At 69.0% G+C, this 18,318-nt stretch carries 11 protein-coding genes and 4 pseudogenes; 2 read left to right on the top strand and 13 right to left on the bottom strand.

Annotated elements, in window-relative coordinates; genetic code table 11:
• Positions 1-4: 4 nt before the first annotated feature.
• Positions 5-1,243, bottom strand: coding sequence for a hypothetical protein (locus K1X59_RS07990; RefSeq protein ID WP_244632520.1), 1,239 nt, complete (start codon positions 1,241-1,243; stop codon positions 5-7).
• On the bottom strand, positions 1,240-2,073 hold the full coding sequence (locus K1X59_RS07985; RefSeq protein ID WP_183152403.1) for an NAD(P)H-hydrate dehydratase: 834 nt from the start codon (positions 2,071-2,073) through the stop codon (positions 1,240-1,242). The genes K1X59_RS07990 and K1X59_RS07985 overlap by 4 nt, the downstream gene beginning before the upstream one ends.
• A gap of 56 nt (positions 2,074-2,129) precedes the next feature.
• Here K1X59_RS07985 and K1X59_RS07980 point away from each other — a divergent pair, with 56 nt between their 5' ends.
• Positions 2,130-3,197, top strand: coding sequence for an NADH:flavin oxidoreductase/NADH oxidase (locus K1X59_RS07980; protein WP_220174114.1), 1,068 nt, complete (start codon positions 2,130-2,132; stop codon positions 3,195-3,197).
• A gap of 60 nt (positions 3,198-3,257) precedes the next feature.
• Here the strand turns inward: K1X59_RS07980 and K1X59_RS07975 are convergent, their stop codons facing one another.
• The 3 genes and pseudogenes from K1X59_RS07975 to K1X59_RS07965 form a co-directional block, all read right to left on the bottom strand.
• Complete coding sequence (locus K1X59_RS07975) at positions 3,258-4,319, bottom strand: hemolysin family protein (RefSeq protein ID WP_183152401.1); 1,062 nt, start codon at positions 4,317-4,319, stop codon at positions 3,258-3,260.
• A pseudogene (locus K1X59_RS07970) lies at positions 4,316-5,629 on the bottom strand (hemolysin family protein). Before K1X59_RS07970 ends, K1X59_RS07975 begins: the two are co-directional and overlap by 4 nt.
• A 114-nt stretch (positions 5,630-5,743) precedes the next feature.
• Positions 5,744-7,197, bottom strand: a pseudogene (locus K1X59_RS07965) (GuaB1 family IMP dehydrogenase-related protein).
• Between the two features lie 161 nt (positions 7,198-7,358).
• On the opposite strand from K1X59_RS07965, the gene K1X59_RS07960 reads away from it, so the two are divergent.
• On the top strand, positions 7,359-11,045 hold the full coding sequence (locus K1X59_RS07960; RefSeq protein ID WP_220174113.1) for a multifunctional oxoglutarate decarboxylase/oxoglutarate dehydrogenase thiamine pyrophosphate-binding subunit/dihydrolipoyllysine-residue succinyltransferase subunit: 3,687 nt from the start codon (positions 7,359-7,361) through the stop codon (positions 11,043-11,045).
• Positions 11,046-11,121: 76 nt separating this feature from the next.
• Here K1X59_RS07960 and K1X59_RS21205 read toward each other — a convergent pair whose 3' ends face one another.
• The 8 genes and pseudogenes from K1X59_RS21205 to K1X59_RS07925 all read right to left on the bottom strand — a co-directional run bounded on the left by K1X59_RS21205 (position 11,122) and on the right by K1X59_RS07925 (position 18,286).
• Positions 11,122-11,244, bottom strand: a complete 123-nt coding sequence (locus K1X59_RS21205; protein ID WP_258567178.1) for a hypothetical protein — start codon at positions 11,242-11,244, stop codon at positions 11,122-11,124.
• A gap of 149 nt (positions 11,245-11,393) precedes the next feature.
• Positions 11,394-12,071, bottom strand: a pseudogene (locus K1X59_RS07955) (N-acetylglucosamine kinase); the annotation flags it as partial.
• Positions 12,072-12,133: 62 nt separating this feature from the next.
• Positions 12,134-13,390, bottom strand: a complete 1,257-nt coding sequence (locus K1X59_RS07950) for a 6-phospho-beta-glucosidase (RefSeq protein WP_202045608.1) — start codon at positions 13,388-13,390, stop codon at positions 12,134-12,136.
• Positions 13,391-13,433: 43 nt separating this feature from the next.
• Entirely contained in the window at positions 13,434-14,573 is a 1,140-nt protein-coding gene (locus K1X59_RS07945; RefSeq protein ID WP_220174112.1) for an ROK family transcriptional regulator, read from the bottom strand.
• 25 nt (positions 14,574-14,598) lie between these two features.
• Positions 14,599-15,446: pseudogene (locus tag K1X59_RS07940) on the bottom strand (ATP-binding cassette domain-containing protein).
• Positions 15,443-16,300, bottom strand: a complete 858-nt coding sequence (locus tag K1X59_RS07935; protein WP_244632518.1) for an ABC transporter ATP-binding protein — start codon at positions 16,298-16,300, stop codon at positions 15,443-15,445. Before K1X59_RS07935 ends, K1X59_RS07940 begins: the two are co-directional and overlap by 4 nt.
• Positions 16,297-17,289, bottom strand: coding sequence for an ABC transporter permease (locus K1X59_RS07930; protein WP_183152397.1), 993 nt, complete (start codon positions 17,287-17,289; stop codon positions 16,297-16,299). Before K1X59_RS07930 ends, K1X59_RS07935 begins: the two co-directional genes overlap by 4 nt.
• Positions 17,282-18,286 carry an ABC transporter permease gene (locus K1X59_RS07925; RefSeq protein ID WP_183152396.1) on the bottom strand — a complete coding sequence of 335 codons (1,005 nt, stop codon included), beginning with the start codon at positions 18,284-18,286 and terminating at the stop codon, positions 17,282-17,284. Before K1X59_RS07925 ends, K1X59_RS07930 begins: the two co-directional genes overlap by 8 nt.
• Between the last annotated feature and the right edge of the window lie 32 nt (positions 18,287-18,318).

The following is an 18,318-nucleotide window of genomic DNA, read 5'->3' as shown; positions in this document are numbered from 1 at the left end:
GGAATCACTCCTGAGGTTTCGAGGGACGGATGGCGGGTACCCGCACGAGTGCGCGGATGCCGAGGATGAGCAGGACGAGTAGGAGGAGGTTGCGCATGGTCAACACGGCAACCGCGAGAACGTCCGCGCGCAGCAGGGCGTCGTAGCCGAGCGGATACACCAGACAGGTGAACAGGCACAGCGCGAGCACGATGACCGCCGGCACGCGTGCCCTGGATCGATCGAGGACGATCCACAGGATCACCGGTGCGAGCAACCAAGTCTGGAACTGGGGCGACCCGACCTTGTTCGTGACGATCAGGGTGACCACCAGCGTCAGGGCAAGCGGAGGGAACAGTCGGGCGAACGCGGCACCGCGGACCGCCTTCACCGCGCCGATCCCGGTGACCGCAACGACGGCGATCGCCATGACGGGTGTCAGGGCCGCAGCGACCGCATCGACACCCGGTGCCGTGATCTGGAAGGTCAGGATCTCGAAGCTGTACTCGATGCGCGCAGCCCCCGCGACCGCCAGCCAGAGGAAGGGCGTCGCCGCGACGGCCTCGATCTGTAGACCTCGTCCTGTCTGCTCGGTGAGGAAACCGAGGATCTCGGTGTCCGCGCCGAGCAGCAGCAGCACGACGGCGACCGCTGCCGTGACGACCACCGCGCCGAACAGCATCCGGAGCCTCGCACGCGCCGCGACCAGCGCGGCGACGACGAGCGCGCCGGGCCAGATCTTGATCCAGGCCCCGATCGTCAGCAACGCGGCGGCGATCGTCGGCCGGGAGACGAGCCACAGCCCGGCGATCACGGCGATCGGTACGGTGATCGCGTCGATCCGATACAGCGCGATGGGTCCGAGGAACAGCAGAGCGGCGCACCAGAACCAGCCGGCTGCGCGCCGAGCGCGAGACGGAGACCTGCCGACCAGCACGACGAAAGCGATCACGTCGAGCACCACGACCAGCACCGCCCAGCCCACCAGGTAGGCGCTCGAGGCTCCGAGGAGCGGCACCAACGGCGCGGCGAGTCCCGCAGCCAGGAGCATGGGCACGAGGGCGAGCTGCGGATACACCCACGTCTCGGTGACACCGACGATCGCGCCTCCGCCGAGGGCCGACGACGCCCAGGGTTCGTACACCAGCACCACGTCACCCATCGGCTGGCTCGGATACACCCATCCCAGTGCTGCCGTCAGCACGTGCGCGAACACGAACGCCGACCACAGCGCGAGCACTCCCGACCTGAGGCGGCGGTTCACTCCCAGACGTCCCTGATCGCGAGCGGAAGGGCTTCGGCGACGTCCATCGCCACGATCGGATGCCCGGGACCGCCGTCGATCACGTCGGCGGCGATGCGCGCGGCGTGACCGTGGAGCCATGCCCCCGCGGCCGCGACGTCGGCGAACGGCGCACCCGGATTCGCGGCGGTCACCGCACCGAGGACTCCGGCGAGCACGTCTCCGGTTCCGGCGGTGGCCAGCCAGCCCGTCCCCGCCTCGACCGCGATCACCTCGGCGTCAGGAGCGGCGATCAGCGTGCGCGCCCCCTTGAGCAGCACGGTTCCGCCGATCTTCACCGCGACCTGGTGCGCTGCCTCGGTCCGATCGTCGCCATCCGTCTGCACGCGCAACCGCTCCTGCAAACGCGAGAACTCCCGCGCGTGCGGGGTCACGAGGAACGGAGCACGGGCCCCTGGTGCGAGATCCAGGGCCCCGGCGTCGATGACGACGGGAGCCGCGCCCGCGAGGATCTCCCGGAGTGCGATGCTCTCGTCGTTGGTGCGTTGGGCGGGGTCGGTGCCCGAGCCGATGACCCAGGCGTCGACGCGCGAGTGGCCGGCATCGGCGCCGACGACCGTCTCCGGCCGGCGCGAGAGCACCCGGTCCGCCACGCGCTCGTCGCCGACGAACCGCACGAAACCGGCACCTGCGCGCCAGGCGGCTTCGACGCCGAGCACCGCGGCACCCGGATAGGCGGGCGATCCGGTGCGCACGGCCACCACGCCGCGCGCATACTTGTCGTCCTCCGGCGTCGGCGGACGGAAGTACCGCGCCGTATCGCTGCGTGACCACTCGCGCACCTCGACCATGGCTCCACGTTAGTGCGACGGCCCTCGGTGCGCGTGCGCGACGGTAGCGTCGAACCGTGAGTCTTCTCTTCTCCCCCTTGCACCTGCGCTCCGTCACATTCCGCAACCGTCTCTGGGTCTCCCCGATGTGCATGTACAGCGCCGTCGACGGCCTCGTGCAGGAGTGGCACCACACGCACCTGTCTCAGTTCGCCTCCGGCGGGGCGGGGCTGATCGTCGCGGAGGCGACGGCGGTCGTCCCGGAAGGACGGATCTCCCCGCGCGATGCCGGACTCTGGAACGACGAGCAGCGGGATGCCTGGACACCGATCGTGACGGCGATCCATGACCGCGGCGCGACCGCCGGCATCCAGCTCGCCCATGCCGGGAGGAAGGCCTCGACGTGGTGGCCGTGGGCGGATGCGCGCGGGTCGGTGCCCTCCGCAGACGGCGGGTGGACGACGACGGCTCCCTCCGCGATCGCGTTCGACGGGTTCGCCGCTCCCGTGGCTCTCGATCTCGAGGGAATCGACCGCGTGGTCGACGCCTTCGCCGCGGCCGCACGCCGCGCCGTCGATGCCGGCTTCGACGTCCTGGAGATCCACGGAGCACACGGGTACCTCCTGCACCAGTTCCTGTCGCCGCTGTCGAACCTCCGCGACGGCGAGTACGGCGGCTCGCTCGAGAATCGCGCGCGGCTGCTGCTGCGCGTCGTGGACGCCGTCCGCGAGGTCACGGGTGACGGCGTCCCGCTCTTCGTCCGTATCTCTGCGACCGACCATGCGGACGGCGGGTTCACGGCCGAGGAGGCGACCGTCGTCGGGGACTGGGCGGCAGCACACGGCGCGGACCTGATCGACGTGTCCAGCGGCGGCCTCGTGGCGCATCAGCGGATCGACGTCTTCCCCGGCTACCAGGTGCCGCTCGCCGAGACCGTGCGCCGGGGCGGACGCATCCCGGTCTCGGCCGTCGGACTCATCACTGCGGCCGCACAGGCGGAGCAGGTGCTCGCCGATGGTGCGGCCGACGCGATCTTCGCTGGCAGGGAGTGGCTGCGCGACCCGCATTTCGCCCTGCGCGCGGCGCACGAGCTGGGCGCAGAGGTCTCCTGGCCCCCGCAGTACGAACGCGCACGCTGGCGCTGACGCACCCGATCATGACGATGGCCGCCGAACCCGTCCGGGTCGGCGGCCATCATCATCGGATCAGCGCCCGCGGAACCGCCGGGTCGCGTCCTGCACCTCTCCGACCAGCTCCTCGAGGATGTCCTCCAGGAACAGCACCGCGGTGGTGTCGCCCCTGGCGTTGCGCACCTTGGCCAGGTGCCGTCCGGCGCGGCGCATGACCGCGAGCGCGTCCTCCAGATCGGTGTCCTCCTGCACGGGCACCATGTGATGAATGCGCTTCGCCGGGAGGGGTTCGACCATCTTGGTCTCCGCGTCGGGTCCCTCGGAGGCGCGAAGGATGTCCTTCAGGTGCACGTAGCCGATCGGCACCTCGGCGTCGTCGACGATCACATAGCGGGAGAATCCGTAACGGGCGACGGCCTTCTCGATGTCTTCCGGGGTGGTCGATTGCGGAAGCGTCACCAGGTCGCTCAGGGGCACAGCGACGTCACGCGCCTTCTTGTCCGTGAACTCGACGGCTGCCGTGACGGTGCCCGCCGCATCCATCAGCACGCCCTCGCGCCGCGACTGGCTGACGATGGTCGCCACCTCGTCGAGCGTGAAGGTCGATGCGGCCTCGTTCTTCGGCTCGACGCGGAAGAGACGCAGCACGCCGTTCGCCGCCGCGTTGAGCACCCAGATCACCGGCATGAACACCTTCGACACCCACACCAGCGGCGGGGCGAGGAGCAGCACGGCACGGTCGGGCACCGAGAACGCCAGGTTCTTCGGCACCATCTCGCCGAACACCACGTGCAGGAACGACACGATCAGCAGGGCGATCGTGAACGACACCGCATCCACCGCGCCGTCCGGCCATCCGAGCGCGTGCAGCGGCACGGCCAGCAGGTGGTGGATGGCCGGTTCCGACACGTTCAGGATCAGCAGCGAGCAGATCGTGATGCCGAGCTGCGATGTCGCGAGCATGAGCGTCGCGTGCTCCATCGCATACAGCGCGGTCTTGGCAGCGCGCGACCCCTGCTCCGCGCGCGGCTCGATCTGCGACCGTCGCGCGGAGATGACGGCGAACTCGCCACCGACGAAGAACGCGTTCGCGACGAGAAGCACGACGAGCCAGGCGAGTCCTCCCCAATCGTTCATCGGGTGGCCTCCTCGTCGGCGTCGACCGGTCTCGGCACGTAACGGACACGATCGACGCGCCGGCCGTCCATGCGCACGACCTGCAGGGTGCCGCTGTCGAGGGGCACCTCGTCGCCGACGGACGGCACACGCTCGAGCACGCTCATGACGTAGCCGCCGACGGTGTCGTACACCTCGCCCTCCGGCACCTCGACGCCCGCGCGTCGGCGCACCTCATCAGGTCGGAGCTCGCCGGGGAACGTGATGCCCTCGCGGTTGCGGATGACGCCGGCCCTGGTGCGGTCGTGCTCGTCGGCGACCTCGCCGACGAGCTCCTCCACGAGATCTTCCAGCGTCACGAGTCCCGCCGTGCCGCCGTACTCGTCGACGACGACGGCGAGCTGATATCCGCGCGCACGCAACTCGGCGATCAGGCCGTCGACGTGCACGGTCTCGGGCACACGCAGGGGCTCGGTCGAGCGCACCGACCGGCACTTCCGCCCGACGGTCGCGGGGCACCGAGATCGCCGCCTTCAGATGCACGACGCCCGTGATGTCGTCCAGGTCGTCGTCGTACACGGGAAAGCGGCTGTGGCCGGTGCGGCGGGCGAGCTGGATGACGTCGTCGACCGAGTCGCTCGCGGCGATCGCGTGCATGCTCGGGCGGGCCGTCATGACGTCGGCGGCCGTGAGCCGGGAGAAGGTGAGAGTGCGGTCGAGCAGCGTCGCGGTGTCAGCTTCGAGCAGGCCGGCGCTGGCGGAGCGTCGGACGAGCGACGAGCTCCCTCAGCGCTGCGGGCGCCGGAGAGCTCCTCCTTCGGCTCGATCCCCATGCTGCGCAGCACGCCGTTTGCGCTGCCGTTGAGCACCACGACGGCCGGCTTGAAGATCGTGGTGAAGGCAGTCTGGAACGGGACGACGAGCTTGGCGGTGGCCAGCGGCAGCGCGAGCGCGAAGTTCTTCGGGACGAGCTCTCCGAGGATCATCGACAGCACGGTGGCGACGAGCATCGCGACGATGGTCGCGATCGGCGCGACGGCGGCCTCGGGAATGCTCCAGGCGATGAGCGTCGGTCGGAGCAGGTTCGACAGCGCGGGCTCCATCGTGTAACCGGTGAGGAGCGTCGTCAGGGTGATGCCGAGCTGCGCCGCGGAAAGATGCGTCGATGTGTGCTTGAGCGCGCTGATCGTGAGCGAGAGCCGGGATTCGCCTCGTGCCTGCCGCGCCTCCAGATCGGCGCGGTCGAGGTTGACCAGCGCGAACTCGCTCGCGACGAAGAGGCCGGTGCCGACCGTGAGCAGGAGCCCCACGCCCAACATGATGTAGTCCATCAGAGGTTCCTCTCCGGTGAGAGAGGCGGACAGTGGGGCGATGTTCTGCAACTGGGAGGGTCGTCCATTATGCGGACGATTGTACAGAAGACGGCTGTGCGCGCGCTCGCCCGATCACCAACTGACCGGCAGCGCCTTCCCCTCCTCGTACCCCGCGGCCGACTGGAGTCCGACCAGCGCGCGGTCGTGGAACTCCGGCACCGATGAGGCCCCGGCATAGGTGAACGAGGACCGGACGCCCGAGGTGATCATGTCGAGGAGGTCCTCGACACCGGGGCGCAGGGGGTCCAGGTAGATCTTGGACGAGGAGATGCCCTCGGCGAACAGCTCCTTGCGAGCCCGCTCGTACGCGTCGAGGCGTCCGAACCGCGCCTGCACCGCCTTGGTCGACGCCATGCCCCACGACTCCTTGAACAGACGCCCCTCGGCGTCACGCTGCAGCTCCCCGGCGCTTCGATGGTGCCGGCGAACCATGACCCGACCATGACCGATGCCGCGCCGGCCGCGAGGGCGAGAGCCACGTCGCGGGGATACCGCACGCCACCGTCGGCCCAGACGTGGGCTCCGAGTTCCCGTGCGGCCTGCGCGGTCTCGAGCACGGCAGAGAACTGTGGGCGTCCGACGGCCGTCATCATCCGGGTCGTGCACATCGCCCCGGGCCCGACGCCGACCTTGAGGATCGATGCACCCGCGTCGACCAGGTCGGCCACGCCGTCGGCCGTGACGATGTTGCCCGCGACGATGGGCAGCCCGAGATCGAGGGCGGCGACGGCGCGCAGCGCCGTGAGCATGCCCTCCTGGTGGCCGTGGGCCGTGTCGACGACCAGTACGTCGACACCCGCCGCGGCCAGTGCACGGGCCTTCGCGGCGACGTCGCCGTTGATGCCGACAGCGGCCGCGACGGCGAGACGGCCGTCCGCATCGACCGCGGGGGTGTAGAGCGTCGAACGGAGCGCACTGCGCGCGCTGAGCGTGCCGACGAGGTGACCGTGGTGCACGACCGTGACCATCTCGACGTCGGCGTCCGTGATGACGTCGAACGCGTGCCGCTCCGATCCGATGTCATCCGCGTCGATGGACGGCGTGCCACGGTGCACGAGGTCGCCGAGCTGCGCATCGGGCAGCGCGGTCGCGAGGCGTGTCGCCGGGAGCACTCCGACGATGCGTGCCACCTCGAACGGGGCGGAACCCTGCGCGACCACGATCCCGTGCCCAGGGGTGGCGGGGAGCAGCCGGAGCGCGTCGGCGACCGAGGCCTCCGGCGGGAGGACGATCGGCGTGTCCCACAGCACGGGCTGGGCCTTCACCTCGCGGATCGCGGAGTCGAGGTCCTGCAGCGGCAGGTCCTGCGGGAGAACGCCGAGCGCCCCGCGGCGCGCGAGGACGGCCGCGATGCGGGGACCCGTGACCGAGTTCATGTTCGACGCGACGATCGGCAGGGTGGCCGGGGTGCCGTCGAGCGGCGCGAGGTCGACCTGGAGGCGACTGGTGACGGCGGATCGGCGCGGCACGAGGAACACGTCCGAGTAGGTCAGATCGACGGTCGGTTGCGCTCCTGAGAACTCCATGTCTCCACGGTACTCAGAACACGCCGGTATGGGCGCACGGCTTCGACGATTCCCCGAGCGAAACAGGTTAGGCTTGTTGGTCGAGAGTGTGCGGGCCCGAACGCATCCTGCGTCGTGCGCCCCCACAGGACAGCTTCAGCGATGAAAGAGGGCGATAGAGCGTGTCGAACCAGGTGACCGGCGTCGGTGGCGACGGGGGGTTCGGAGCCAATTCCTGGCTCGTCGAAGAGCTCTACGAGCAGTTCAAGGTGAACCGCGACTCGGTCGACAAGGAGTGGTGGCCGATTCTCGAGAAGTACCACTCCGAGACCGGGGGTCCCGGCGCGGGCGCACCCGCCGCGGCGAACGATCAGACCGCGCATCCGGTCACCGCACCCATACCGGTCATCGGCTCGCAGCCGGTGGCCCGCACGACCGCCAAGCCGGCCGCCACCGCCCCGATCCCCGCTCAGGCCCCGAAGCCCGCGCCGAAGCCCGAGACGAAGGAAGCGGTCGAGCCCGTCGAGGAGGACAAGGTCACGCCGCTGCGCGGACTTCCGAAGACCCTCGCCGCGAACATGGACGAGTCGCTGACCGTCCCGACCGCCACCAGCGTGCGCACCGTGCCCGCGAAGCTGATGATCGACAACCGCATCGTCATCAACAACCACATGGCGCGCACGCGCGGCGGCAAGATCAGCTTCACGCACCTCATCGGCTGGGCGCTGATCCGCACGCTCGACGAGTTCCGCAGCCAGAACGTGTTCTACGCCGAGGTCGACGGCAAGCCCTCCGTCGTCGCGCCGGCCCACGTCAACCTGGGCATCGCGATCGATCTGCCCAAGCCCGACGGCACGCGCGCGCTCATGGTGCCCAGCATCAAGCGTGCCGACACCATGACCTTCACCGAGTACCTCACCGCGTACGAGGATCTGGTCACGCGTGCCCGCGGCAACAAGCTGACGGCTGCGGACTTCCAGGGCACGACCGTGTCCCTCACGAACCCCGGCGGTATCGGCACCGTCCACTCCGTCCCCCGGCTCATGAAGGGCCAGGGCTGCATCATCGGCGCCGGCGCGCTCGAGTACCCGGCCGAGTTCCAGGGTGCGAGCGAGAAGACGCTCAACGAGCTCGCGATCGGCAAGACGATCACGCTCACCAGCACCTACGACCACCGCGTCATCCAGGGTGCAGGCTCCGGCGAGTTCCTCAAGAAGGTGCACGAGCTGCTCGTCGGGCAGCGCGGGTTCTACGACGACATCTTCGCCGCGCTGCGCATCCCCTACGCACCGATCCGGTGGAACCCGGACATCGCGGTCGACCTCGCCGAGCGTGTCGACAAGCAGTCCAGGGTCCAGGAGCTCATCAACTCGTTCCGCGTGCGTGGTCATCTGATGGCCGACATCGACCCGCTCGAGTACGTGCAGCGCTCGCACCCCGACCTCGAGATCGAGAGCCACGGCCTCACCTTCTGGGACCTCGACCGCGAGTTCGTCACCGGCGGTTTCGGTGGTCGCCGCGTCGCGAAGCTCCGTGACATCCTCGGCGTGCTCCGCGACTCGTACTGCCGCACGCTCGGCATCGAGTACATGCACATCCAGGACCCCGAGCAGCGCCGGTGGTTCCAGGAGAAGGTCGAGGTCAAGTACCAGAAGCCCGGCCACGACGAGCAGCTCCGCGTCCTCCGCAAGCTCAACGAGGCCGAGGCGTTCGAGACCTTCCTGCAGACGAAGTTCGTCGGGCAGAAGCGCTTCTCGCTCGAGGGCGGCGAATCGCTGATCCCACTCCTCGACGAGATCCTCCAGGGCGCGGCGACCGCAGGGCTCGAAGGCGCCGCGATCGGCATGGCGCACCGCGGCCGCCTCAACGTGCTCACCAACATCGCGGGCAAGACCTACGGCCAGGTTTTCCGCGAGTTCGAAGGCACCCAGACACCCGGCAACCAGCGCGGCTCCGGTGACGTGAAGTACCATCTCGGCACCGAGGGCACCTTCGTCGCCGACGACGAGTCCGAGCTGCCGGTGTACCTCGCGGCGAACCCGTCTCACCTGGAGACGGTCGACGGCGTGCTCGAGGGCATCGTCCGCGCCAAGCAGGACCGCAAGCCGATCGGCACCTTCGCCTGGCTGCCGATCCTCGTGCACGGAGACGCCGCGTTCGCCGGGCAGGGCGTCGTGGTCGAGACGCTCCAGATGTCGCAGCTGCGCGGCTACCGCACGGGTGGCACGATCCACGTCGTCGTGAACAACCAGGTCGGCTTCACCACCACCCCGAACGACGGACGCACGTCGATCTACTCGACGGATGTCGCCAAGACCATCCAGGCGCCGGTGTTCCACGTGAACGGCGACGACCCCGAGGCCGTGATCCACGTCGCCCAGTTGGCGTTCGAGTACCGCGAGCGCTTCCACCGTGACGTCGTGATCGATCTCGTCTGCTACCGCCGACGCGGACACAACGAGGGCGACGACCCCTCGATGACGCAGCCGCTGATGACCGACCTGATCCAGGCGAAGCGCTCCGTCCGCCGTCTGTACACGGAGTCGCTCGTCGGCCGCGGTGACATCACCGAGCAGGAGTACGACGAGGCCAAGGCCGACTTCCAGAACCGCCTCGAGATCGCGTTCGCCGAGACGCACGCGGCCGAGACGGGCGCGACGCCGATCGCACCGGAGCTGCCTCCCGTCGAGGACCAGGTCGGCGCCCCCGAGGTCACCGGAGTGCCGAGCGAGGTCATCCAGCTGATCGGCGACGCCTTCGTGAACAAGCCAGAGGGCTTCACGGTGCACCCGAAGATCCAGCAGCTGCTCGAGAAGCGCCTCGACATGAGCCGAAACGGCAGCATCGACTGGGGCTTCGGCGAGCTGCTCGCGTTCGGCTCGCTGCTGGTCGAAGGCACCCCCGTCCGTCTCGCCGGACAGGACGCCCGCCGTGGCACGTTCGTGCAGCGCCACGCCGCTTTGCACGACAGGGCGAACGGTCAGGAATGGCTGCCGCTGTCGAACCTGTCCGACGCGCAGGGCCGGTTCTTCATCTACGATTCGCTGCTCAGCGAGTACGCCGCGCTCGGGTTCGAGTACGGCTACTCCGTGGAGGCGCCTGAAGCCCTCGTGCTCTGGGAGGCGCAGTTCGGTGACTTCGTCAACGGTGCGCAGTCTGTCATCGACGAGTACATCTCGGCGGCCGAGCAGAAGTGGGGGCAGCAGTCGAGTGTGACGCTGCTCCTCCCCCACGGCTACGAGGGCCAGGGACCTGACCACTCGTCGGCTCGCATCGAGCGCTTCCTGCAGCTGTGCGCGCAGGACAACATGATCGTGTCGCGCCCGTCGACTCCCGCGTCGTACTTCCATCTGCTGCGACGCCAGGCCTACGCCCGTCCGCGCAAGCCGCTCATCGTCTTCACCCCGAAGGCGATGCTGCGTCTGCGCGGCGCCACGAGCCCCGTGGAGGCCTTCACCCAGGGTCGCTTCGAGCCGGTCATCGATGACGACCGCGGGCTCGACCGCAATGCCGTCAAGCGCGTCCTCGTGCACTCCGGAAAGGTGCATTGGGATCTGCGCGCCGAGCTCGAGAAGAACCCGAACCCCGAGGTCGCCCTCGTCCGGCTCGAGCAGCTGTACCCGACGCCGATCGACTCCCTCAAGGCCATCACCGACTCGTACCCGAACGCCGAGCTGGTGTGGGTGCAGGAAGAGCCGGAGAACCAGGGCGCCTGGCCGTTCCTGGCCCTGGCCTTCGCCGACGTCCCCGGCGACCGGTCGTTCCGTCCCGTCTCGCGTCCGGCCTCCGCGTCGCCCGCGACCGGATCCTCGAAGGTCCACGCAGCCGAGCAGGCCGCACTGATCCGCTCGGCCGTCACACCCGGCTGATCGCGATCGACGACGAAGGGCGCCTCGACTCGGTCGGGGCGCCCTTCTCGTCTTCACGGCCGGCCTGCGGCGTGGCTCAGCCCGTGACGAGCGGCACCCGCGCCAGGCGCAGGTCGGAGCCCAGGTGGCTCCTGGCACGCTCCAGCGCCGGAGCAGCCGCCCCGGCCGCGCCCAAGACGAGCAGGGCTGCGCCCAGCACCGGCGGGGCATCGACGATCTGCAGGCGGGCCGCCGGCGCGTGTTCCGCCAGCCCGGCCCGGATGGTGTCGAGCAGAAGGGGTTCCTGCCTCGGGCGACGCCCCCGCCGAACACCACGGGCACCTCGACTTCGCGGAGCCCGAGCCGGTTCACACAGGCGCGCACGAAAGCCACCACTTCATCCGCCTGCCTCTGCACGATGCCCCGAGCCACTGCGTCGCCTGCCGTCGCGGCCTCGAACAGCATCGGGCTGAGGGTGGCGAACCCCTGCTCTTCCCGCCGACCGAGGTGAACGTCTTCGATGAACGCCGCCACCGTCGTCGCCTCGACGGCACGCAGGAGCAGTGGGACGAGCGCGGTCTCCGGTCCGCGACCGTCTTCGGCGCGGGCGGCGTGCCAGACGACGGCGTCGCCGAGCTCGGAACCACCGCCCCAGTCGCCGGACAGGGGTCCCAGTGCGGGAAAGCGCACCTGTGCGCCGTCAGCGCGGACCCCGATCGCATTCATGCCGGTTCCACAGATCACGGCGATCGCGTCCTCCGCGTCGGTGCCGGCACGAAGGAGCGCGTGCAGATCGTTCTCGATGACGGCGCCTTCCGCCCAGGGCAGCGAGGAGATCGCGTCGCGGAAGGCCGCGATCTCCTCCGCGAGATCGAGCCCGGAGAGATACAGCCCCACCTCGATGAGCTCACCCGGCTGGTTGTCTCCGAGGGCACGGCGCACGAGGTCGTCGATCACCCGCACCGACTGGTCCAGCCCATCGATCTGCGGGCTCGATCCGGGTCCACGCTCCCACGCCAGGACACGGCCGGTGATGTCGAGGAGCACGACATCCGTCTTGGAGCCGCCGCCGTCGACGGCGAGGACCAGCGCCGGTCGATCCGTGGCGCTCACGCCCACTCCAGGAACCGCGAATTGGCAGCCAGAAGCAGGTCGGTCAATTTCTCCGCACGTTCGTGCTGCAGCACCAGCGGGTGCGCACGCATCGCACGAAGCACCCGATCACGCCCACCGCCGATCGCGGCGTCGAGCGCGAGGCGCTCATATCCCGCGACCGCACCGATCAGGCCGCTGATGTCGTCCGGGAGGGCGGCGACCGGCTCGGCCACGAACCGCCCGTCGATGTGGCGCGCGGGGACCTCGATCACGTGGTCGTCGGGGAGGAACGGCAGCACACCGTCGTTGCGCAGGTTGACCACTCGCGGCTGATCCGTGCCACCGCGGATCGCGATCAGCAGCTCGATGGCCGCTTCGGAGTAGAACGCGCCACCACGCTTCCCGAGGATCTCCGGCTTGGTGTCGACGCGGGGGTCGGCGTAGAGGCCGAGGAGGTCGTTCTCGATCGCGCGCACCTCGGCAGCCCTGGTGTCGTTGTGGCGCTGTTCATGCAGCACCTCGTCGTGTGCGTAGTAGTAGCGCAGGTAGTACGAGGGGATCACTCCGAGTTGAGCGAGCAGCGCCGGAGCGAGCTCCACCGTGTCCGCCAGCTCGCCGACGCGGGTCTCGAGCGCCTCGGGCAGCCGGTCGACGCCGTCGATGAAGACGCCGCGCTCCCAGGTGAGGTGATTGAGCCCCACATGGGCGAGGGCCACCCGATCGGGCTCCACTCCTGCCTCTTCGGCGAAGCGCCGCTGGAAGCCGATCGCGACGTTGCACAGTCCGACCGCGCGATGCCCCGCCTGCAGAAGCGCGCGGGTGACGATGCCGACGGGGTTCGTGAAGTCCACGATCCATGCATCGGGCTTGGCGTGCCGGCGCACGACGTCGGCGATGCGGAGCACGACCGGCACGGTCCGCAGAGCCTTCGCGAGGCCGCCCGGTCCCGTCGTCTCCTGGCCGATGCAGTCGACCTCGTGCGGCCAGCTCTCGTCCTGCTCCCTGGCGTCCTGTCCACCGACGCGCAGCTGGATGAGAACCGCATCCGCTTCGCTCACACCCGCGACCAGGTCATCGGTCGTGAGAAGCCTGGCGGCGTGTCCTGCCTTGGCCAGCATGCGTCGGGACACGGCTCCGACGAGCTCCAGACGGGTCGGATCCGAGTCGACCAGCACCAGCTCCTCGATGGGCAGTTCACGCTGCAGGCGGATGAATCCGTCGACGAGCTCCGGGGTGTACGTCGATCCTCCGCCGACGATGGCCAGTTTCATCTGGTCTCCTTGTTCCTGATGGTCGTCCGCCCGCCGATGGGCGTCAGTCTGTGGGGATGCGTTCTTCGAGAAGGGTGCGGATCTGTTCGACGAGCAGTCGACGCGCGCCCACGAGCACGGCGCTCTCGCCCGTGCCGCTGACACGCACCGCCGGAACGGGTCTCTCGTCGGCCGCGGCCCGCTCCGCGACCAGCTCCGCCAGGCGGCGCCCGCCAGCAAGGCCCGTGGGTCCGCCCAGCACGATCATGGCGGGGTCGAGCACCACGAGCACCGGTTCGATCGTGAGGGCGATGCGCTCAGCGACGGTGCGCAGGGCTGCGTCGTCCTCGGCGAGGGCACGGATGCCGCGTGAGTTCGTGCCGTGATCGGCGAGGAGGTCGAGGATCACCTGCGAGCCCAGCAGGTCGGTGGTCACGGCTCCGGGCTTCCCGGTTCCGGCCGACACCGTCAGGTACCCGATCTCACCCGCGCTCCCGTGCGCACCGCGATGGATCGTGCCGCCCAGGTCGACGCCGACACCGAGGCCGACGCCCACCCAGAGGAAGGCGAAGCTATCGACCTCCTGCGCCACACCGACGGCGCGCTCCGCCATCGTGGCGAGGTTCACATCGTTCTCCAGAGTGACGGAGACGCCGAGCTCGGCCTCGATCCGGGCTCTGGCACCGAACGCCGGCCACCCGGGAAGGGAGTCGGTCAGCGACAGCGTGTCCTGCCCGCTGCTGACGGCGGCCTGCACGCCGACGGTCACCGCCTCGATCGTGGTGCGGTCGGAGCCGGCGGCGTCACAGGCGGCGTCGATGGCACGGGCGATGTCCCGCTCGGGCGAGCGCTCCTCGTCACGGACCGGAAGCTCGACGATGGGGTACTCGGTCCCCGCCGCGTCGACCAGCACCGCCTGGATGCTGTCGTCGAGCATGTTCACGGCCACACCGGCGACCCGGTCAGTCCGCACGCCCCAACTGACCGCACTCGGCCCGCGGCTCCCGGCGATCTCGCCGACCGGCAGCACCAGATCCGCACGCTCGAGTCGCGCGATCATCTGGGTCGCCGTCGGTTTCGACATCCCGGACAGCTCGCCCAGGCGCGAACGCGTGAGCGGGCCGTGCTCGAGGATCAGCCGCAGCGCCTCGCGGTCGTTCCTGGTACGCAGCCAGGCCGAGGTTCCCGGGTCGATCTGTGACATTGACTCTTCCTTCCGAGCAGCCTTTTCAGGCCACGCCGAGTTCGGTGCGGACTTCGTCGCGGAGGCGGCCGAGGTTGTCGGGTTCGGGTGCGGCTCCGAGGAGTGTCTTGGTGTATTCGTGCTGCGGGTTGAGGATGACCTCGTCCGCGGGTCCGCGTTCCACGACGTCGCCCTTGTAGAGCACCATGATCTCATCGGAGAAGTGGCGGGCCGTGGCCAGGTCGTGCGTGATGTAGAGGACGCCGAGGTTCTCCTCACGCTGCAGGTCCGCGAGCAGGTTCAGCACGCCGAGGCGGATGGACACGTCGAGCATGGACACGGGCTCGTCCGCGACGATGAACCGGGCGCCGGGAGCGAGCGCACGTGCGATCGCCACACGCTGCCGCTGCCCTCCCGACAGCTCGTGCGGGCGGCGTTCCGCGAAGCTCTCGCCGGGGTCAGCCGTACACGCTCGAGCAGTTCGACGGCGCGTTCCCTGACCTGTGCTCGGGAGAGCTCCGGCTGGTGGAGGCGGATCGGACGCTCCAGGTGATGCACGATCGTGTGGAACGGGTTCAAGGACGCGAACGGGTCCTGGAACACCATCTGCACGTCCGACCGATACCGCTCCAGTGCGTGCCCCCGCGTCCCCGACGGCTTGCCGTCGAGCAGGATCTCCCCTCCCGTCGGCGTCTCCAGCTTCATCAGCATGCGTGCGATCGTGGACTTCCCCGACCCCGATTCGCCCACCAGCGCGACGGTCTTCCCGGCCTCGATCGTGAATGACACATCCTTCACCGCGTGCAGGATGCTCGTGCGGAACCCGGAGCGCAGGGAGAAGTCCTTGACCAGATTCCGCGCCTCCAGGGTCGCGGTCGGCATGGCAACGCTCATCGGACGCCCTCCTGGCTCACTCCGGTGCGAACGAAGTCGCCCCGCTCACCCGTCAGCGACGGGAAACTCGACAACAGCCGCTTCGTGTACTCGTGCTGCGGGGTGCGGTAGATCTCTTCCGCCGTCCCCTCCTCCACGATCCGCCCCTGCAGCATGACCGCGATCCGGTCGCTGATCTCGATGAGCATGGGCAGGTCGTGGGTGATGAAGATCACCGCGAAGCCGAGCTTCTCCCGCAACCGCATGATCTCGCGGATGATGCCCCGCTGGACGACGACATCGAGCGCGGTGGTCGGCTCGTCCATGATCATCACCTGCGGATCGAGCGCCAGGGCCATCGCGATCATCATGCGCTGACGCATACCGCCGGACAGCTCGTGCGGGAAGCTCGTGAGCCGGTTCGGATCGACGCCCACGAGCGAGAGCAGCTCCTCGGCGCGCGCCGTCTTCGCCTTCCTGCTCATCCCCGGACGATGCGTGTCGAAGATGTCGAAGATCTGCGCCTTGACGCTGATCACCGGGTTGAGGGAATTCATCGCCCCCTGGAACACCATCGAGATCTTGTCCCAACGGAACGCCCGGAGCCCTTCGCCGTCGAGGCCGACGATGTCGACGTCATGACCATCCCGGTCATGGAAGACGATCTCCCCACCCGTCATCAGCGCCGGAGCCTTCAACAACCGATTCATCCCATACGCCAGAGTCGTCTTCCCACACCCCGACTCCCCCGCGAGCCCCAGGATCTCCCCGCGGTGCAGCGTCAACGACACGTTCCGCACGGCTTTCACCGGCGGGTCCACCTCGTATTCGATCGACACATTCCGCGCCGTCAACACCGCCGCTCTCTCGGTCACGCGACCGCTCCCTCTCCCCCGACACCATGGCCGGCACGACGCGCCAGACGCTGCCGTCGCGCGGCCACCGGCACCAGACGCAGCTTCGGATTCACGATCTCGTCGATCGCAAAGTTGATGAGCGACAAAGCGGTCCCGATGAGCGCGATGATCAGGCCGGGCGGCACGAACCACCACCAGGCGCCACTTCCCACGGCCTGCCCCGTCTGCGCATCGTTCAGCACCGTGCCGAGGGTGATGGATCCGGTCGGACCGAGGCCCAGATACGAGAGCCCTGCCTCACCGAGCACCGCGAAGATCACCCCGAAGATGAGTTGGGCCGCGAGCAGCGGAACGAGGTTCGGGAGGATCTCGACGAAGATGACCCGCAGCGGACGCTCGCCCGCGACGACCGACGCCGCGACGTAGTCTCGGGTGCGCAGCGATCTGGCGGTGCCGCGAAGCACCACGGCGGAACCCGCCCAGCCGGTGATGCCGAGCACCAGGGCCACGAGCAGCGAACTGCGCGCGAGGTCGCCGAGCCCCTCGGTGTGCTGCACGTACGCGGCGATCACCATGACCAGCGGCAGCCCGGGGATCACGAGCATGATGTTCGTGGCGAGCATCAGCGTCTCATCGAGGGCTCCGCCGAAGTAGCCGGCGAGCACACCGAACACCAGGGCGAGGAACAGCGCGACGACGCCCGCGACCGCGCCGACGAAGAGCGACCCCTGTGTGCCGGTCGCCACCTGGGCGAGCACGTCGAAACCGAGCTTGGTGGTGCCGAGCGGATGCTCGGGGCTCGGCGGCAGCAGCGGGTCGAAGCTCGCGTCACGCGGATCGCCGAGGAGCAGCGGTCCGATCAGCCCGAAGAGCACGATCACACCGAGGAGGATCACTCCGACGAGGAGCTTGCCGGAGATCCGGGGAAATCCGTCGCGCAGCCGTGCCGTCCGCGCGACGGCGACGGCGTGCGTGGACTCGGACGGGGAAACGATCAGGTCAGCCATCACGTCGCACTCTCGGGTCGATGAAGCCATAGAGGAGGTCGATGAGGAAGTTCGCTGCCAGCACCGTGAGGGTGATGACGAGGAATACTCCCTGCATCAGGGCATAGTCGAGCCCTTGCACGGACTGGATCATCAGCTTGCCGAGACCGGGATAGCTGAACACCTGCTCGGTCACGATGGAACCGGCGACCACGAAGCCGAGGGCGATACCGAAGCCCGCGAGGCTCGGGATCGAGGCGTTCCGCGCCGCATACGCCGTGCGGATGCGGGAGGGCCGCAGCCCCTTGGCCTCGGCAGTGAGCACGTAGTCCTCCGCCATGGTCTGCACCATCATGTTCCGCATCCCCAGCAGCCAGCCGCCGACCGAGGAGATGACGATCGTGGCCGCAGGCAGCAGGGCATGCACGAACGCACTGGCGAAGAAGGCCGGCGTCCACTCCGGACCCGCGGGGAACTCGAACACGTCGTACCCCCCGATGATGGGCAGCAGCCCGAGCTGCACCGAGAACACCGCGACCAGCACGAGGGCCAGCCAGAAGTACGGGATCGACTGCAGGAACGTGGTGATCGGCACGAGCTGATCGACCCACGTCCCCCGGAACCACCCCACCCACGCGCCGGCGATGATGCCGAGGACGAACGAGATGATGGTGGCTGCTCCGACGAGAGTCACCGTCCACGGCAGCGCCGCCGCGATGAGCTCGCCTACCGGCGCCGGGTATCGGGTCGATGAGACCCCGAGATCACCGTGCAGCAGCCGGCCCCAGTAGGCGAGGTACTGATCCCACAGGGTCGATCCCTTCTCTGCGCCGAGAATCGAGGTGATCGCCTTGATCGTCTCCTCGGAAAGCGGCCTGCCCCCGTTCGCACGCCGGAGCTTGCCCAGCATGATCGCGGCAGGGTCGCCGGGGAGCAACCGCGGCAACAGGAAGTTGAGGGAGATCGCGGCCCACAGCGTGATGATGTAGAACGCGACGCGGCGCATCCAGAACTTCACGAGCCTCTCCTCTCGACGGATCGATCCATGGG

Origin of the sequence: Microbacterium sp. Se5.02b, assembly GCF_019464375.1 — a bacterium.
Classification (GTDB): Bacteria; Actinomycetota; Actinomycetes; order Actinomycetales; family Microbacteriaceae; genus Microbacterium.
Note: the sequence above shows the minus strand (reverse complement) of the source record. Positions and strands in the feature narration are given on the sequence as shown.

Bases quoted from the DNA above. Each gene is read 5' to 3' on its own strand.
- K1X59_RS07985 (WP_183152403.1), bottom strand. From the start codon at position 2,073: ATGGTCGAGGTGCGCGAGTGGTCACGCAGCGATACGGCGCGGTACTTC.
- K1X59_RS07950 (WP_202045608.1), bottom strand. From the start codon at position 13,390: ATGAAACTGGCCATCGTCGGCGGAGGATCGACGTACACCCCGGAGCTC.
- K1X59_RS07945 (WP_220174112.1), bottom strand. From the start codon at position 14,573: ATGTCACAGATCGACCCGGGAACCTCGGCCTGGCTGCGTACCAGGAAC.
- K1X59_RS07975 (WP_183152401.1), bottom strand. From the start codon at position 4,319: ATGAACGATTGGGGAGGACTCGCCTGGCTCGTCGTGCTTCTCGTCGCG.
- K1X59_RS07930 (WP_183152397.1), bottom strand. From the start codon at position 17,289: ATGGCTGACCTGATCGTTTCCCCGTCCGAGTCCACGCACGCCGTCGCC.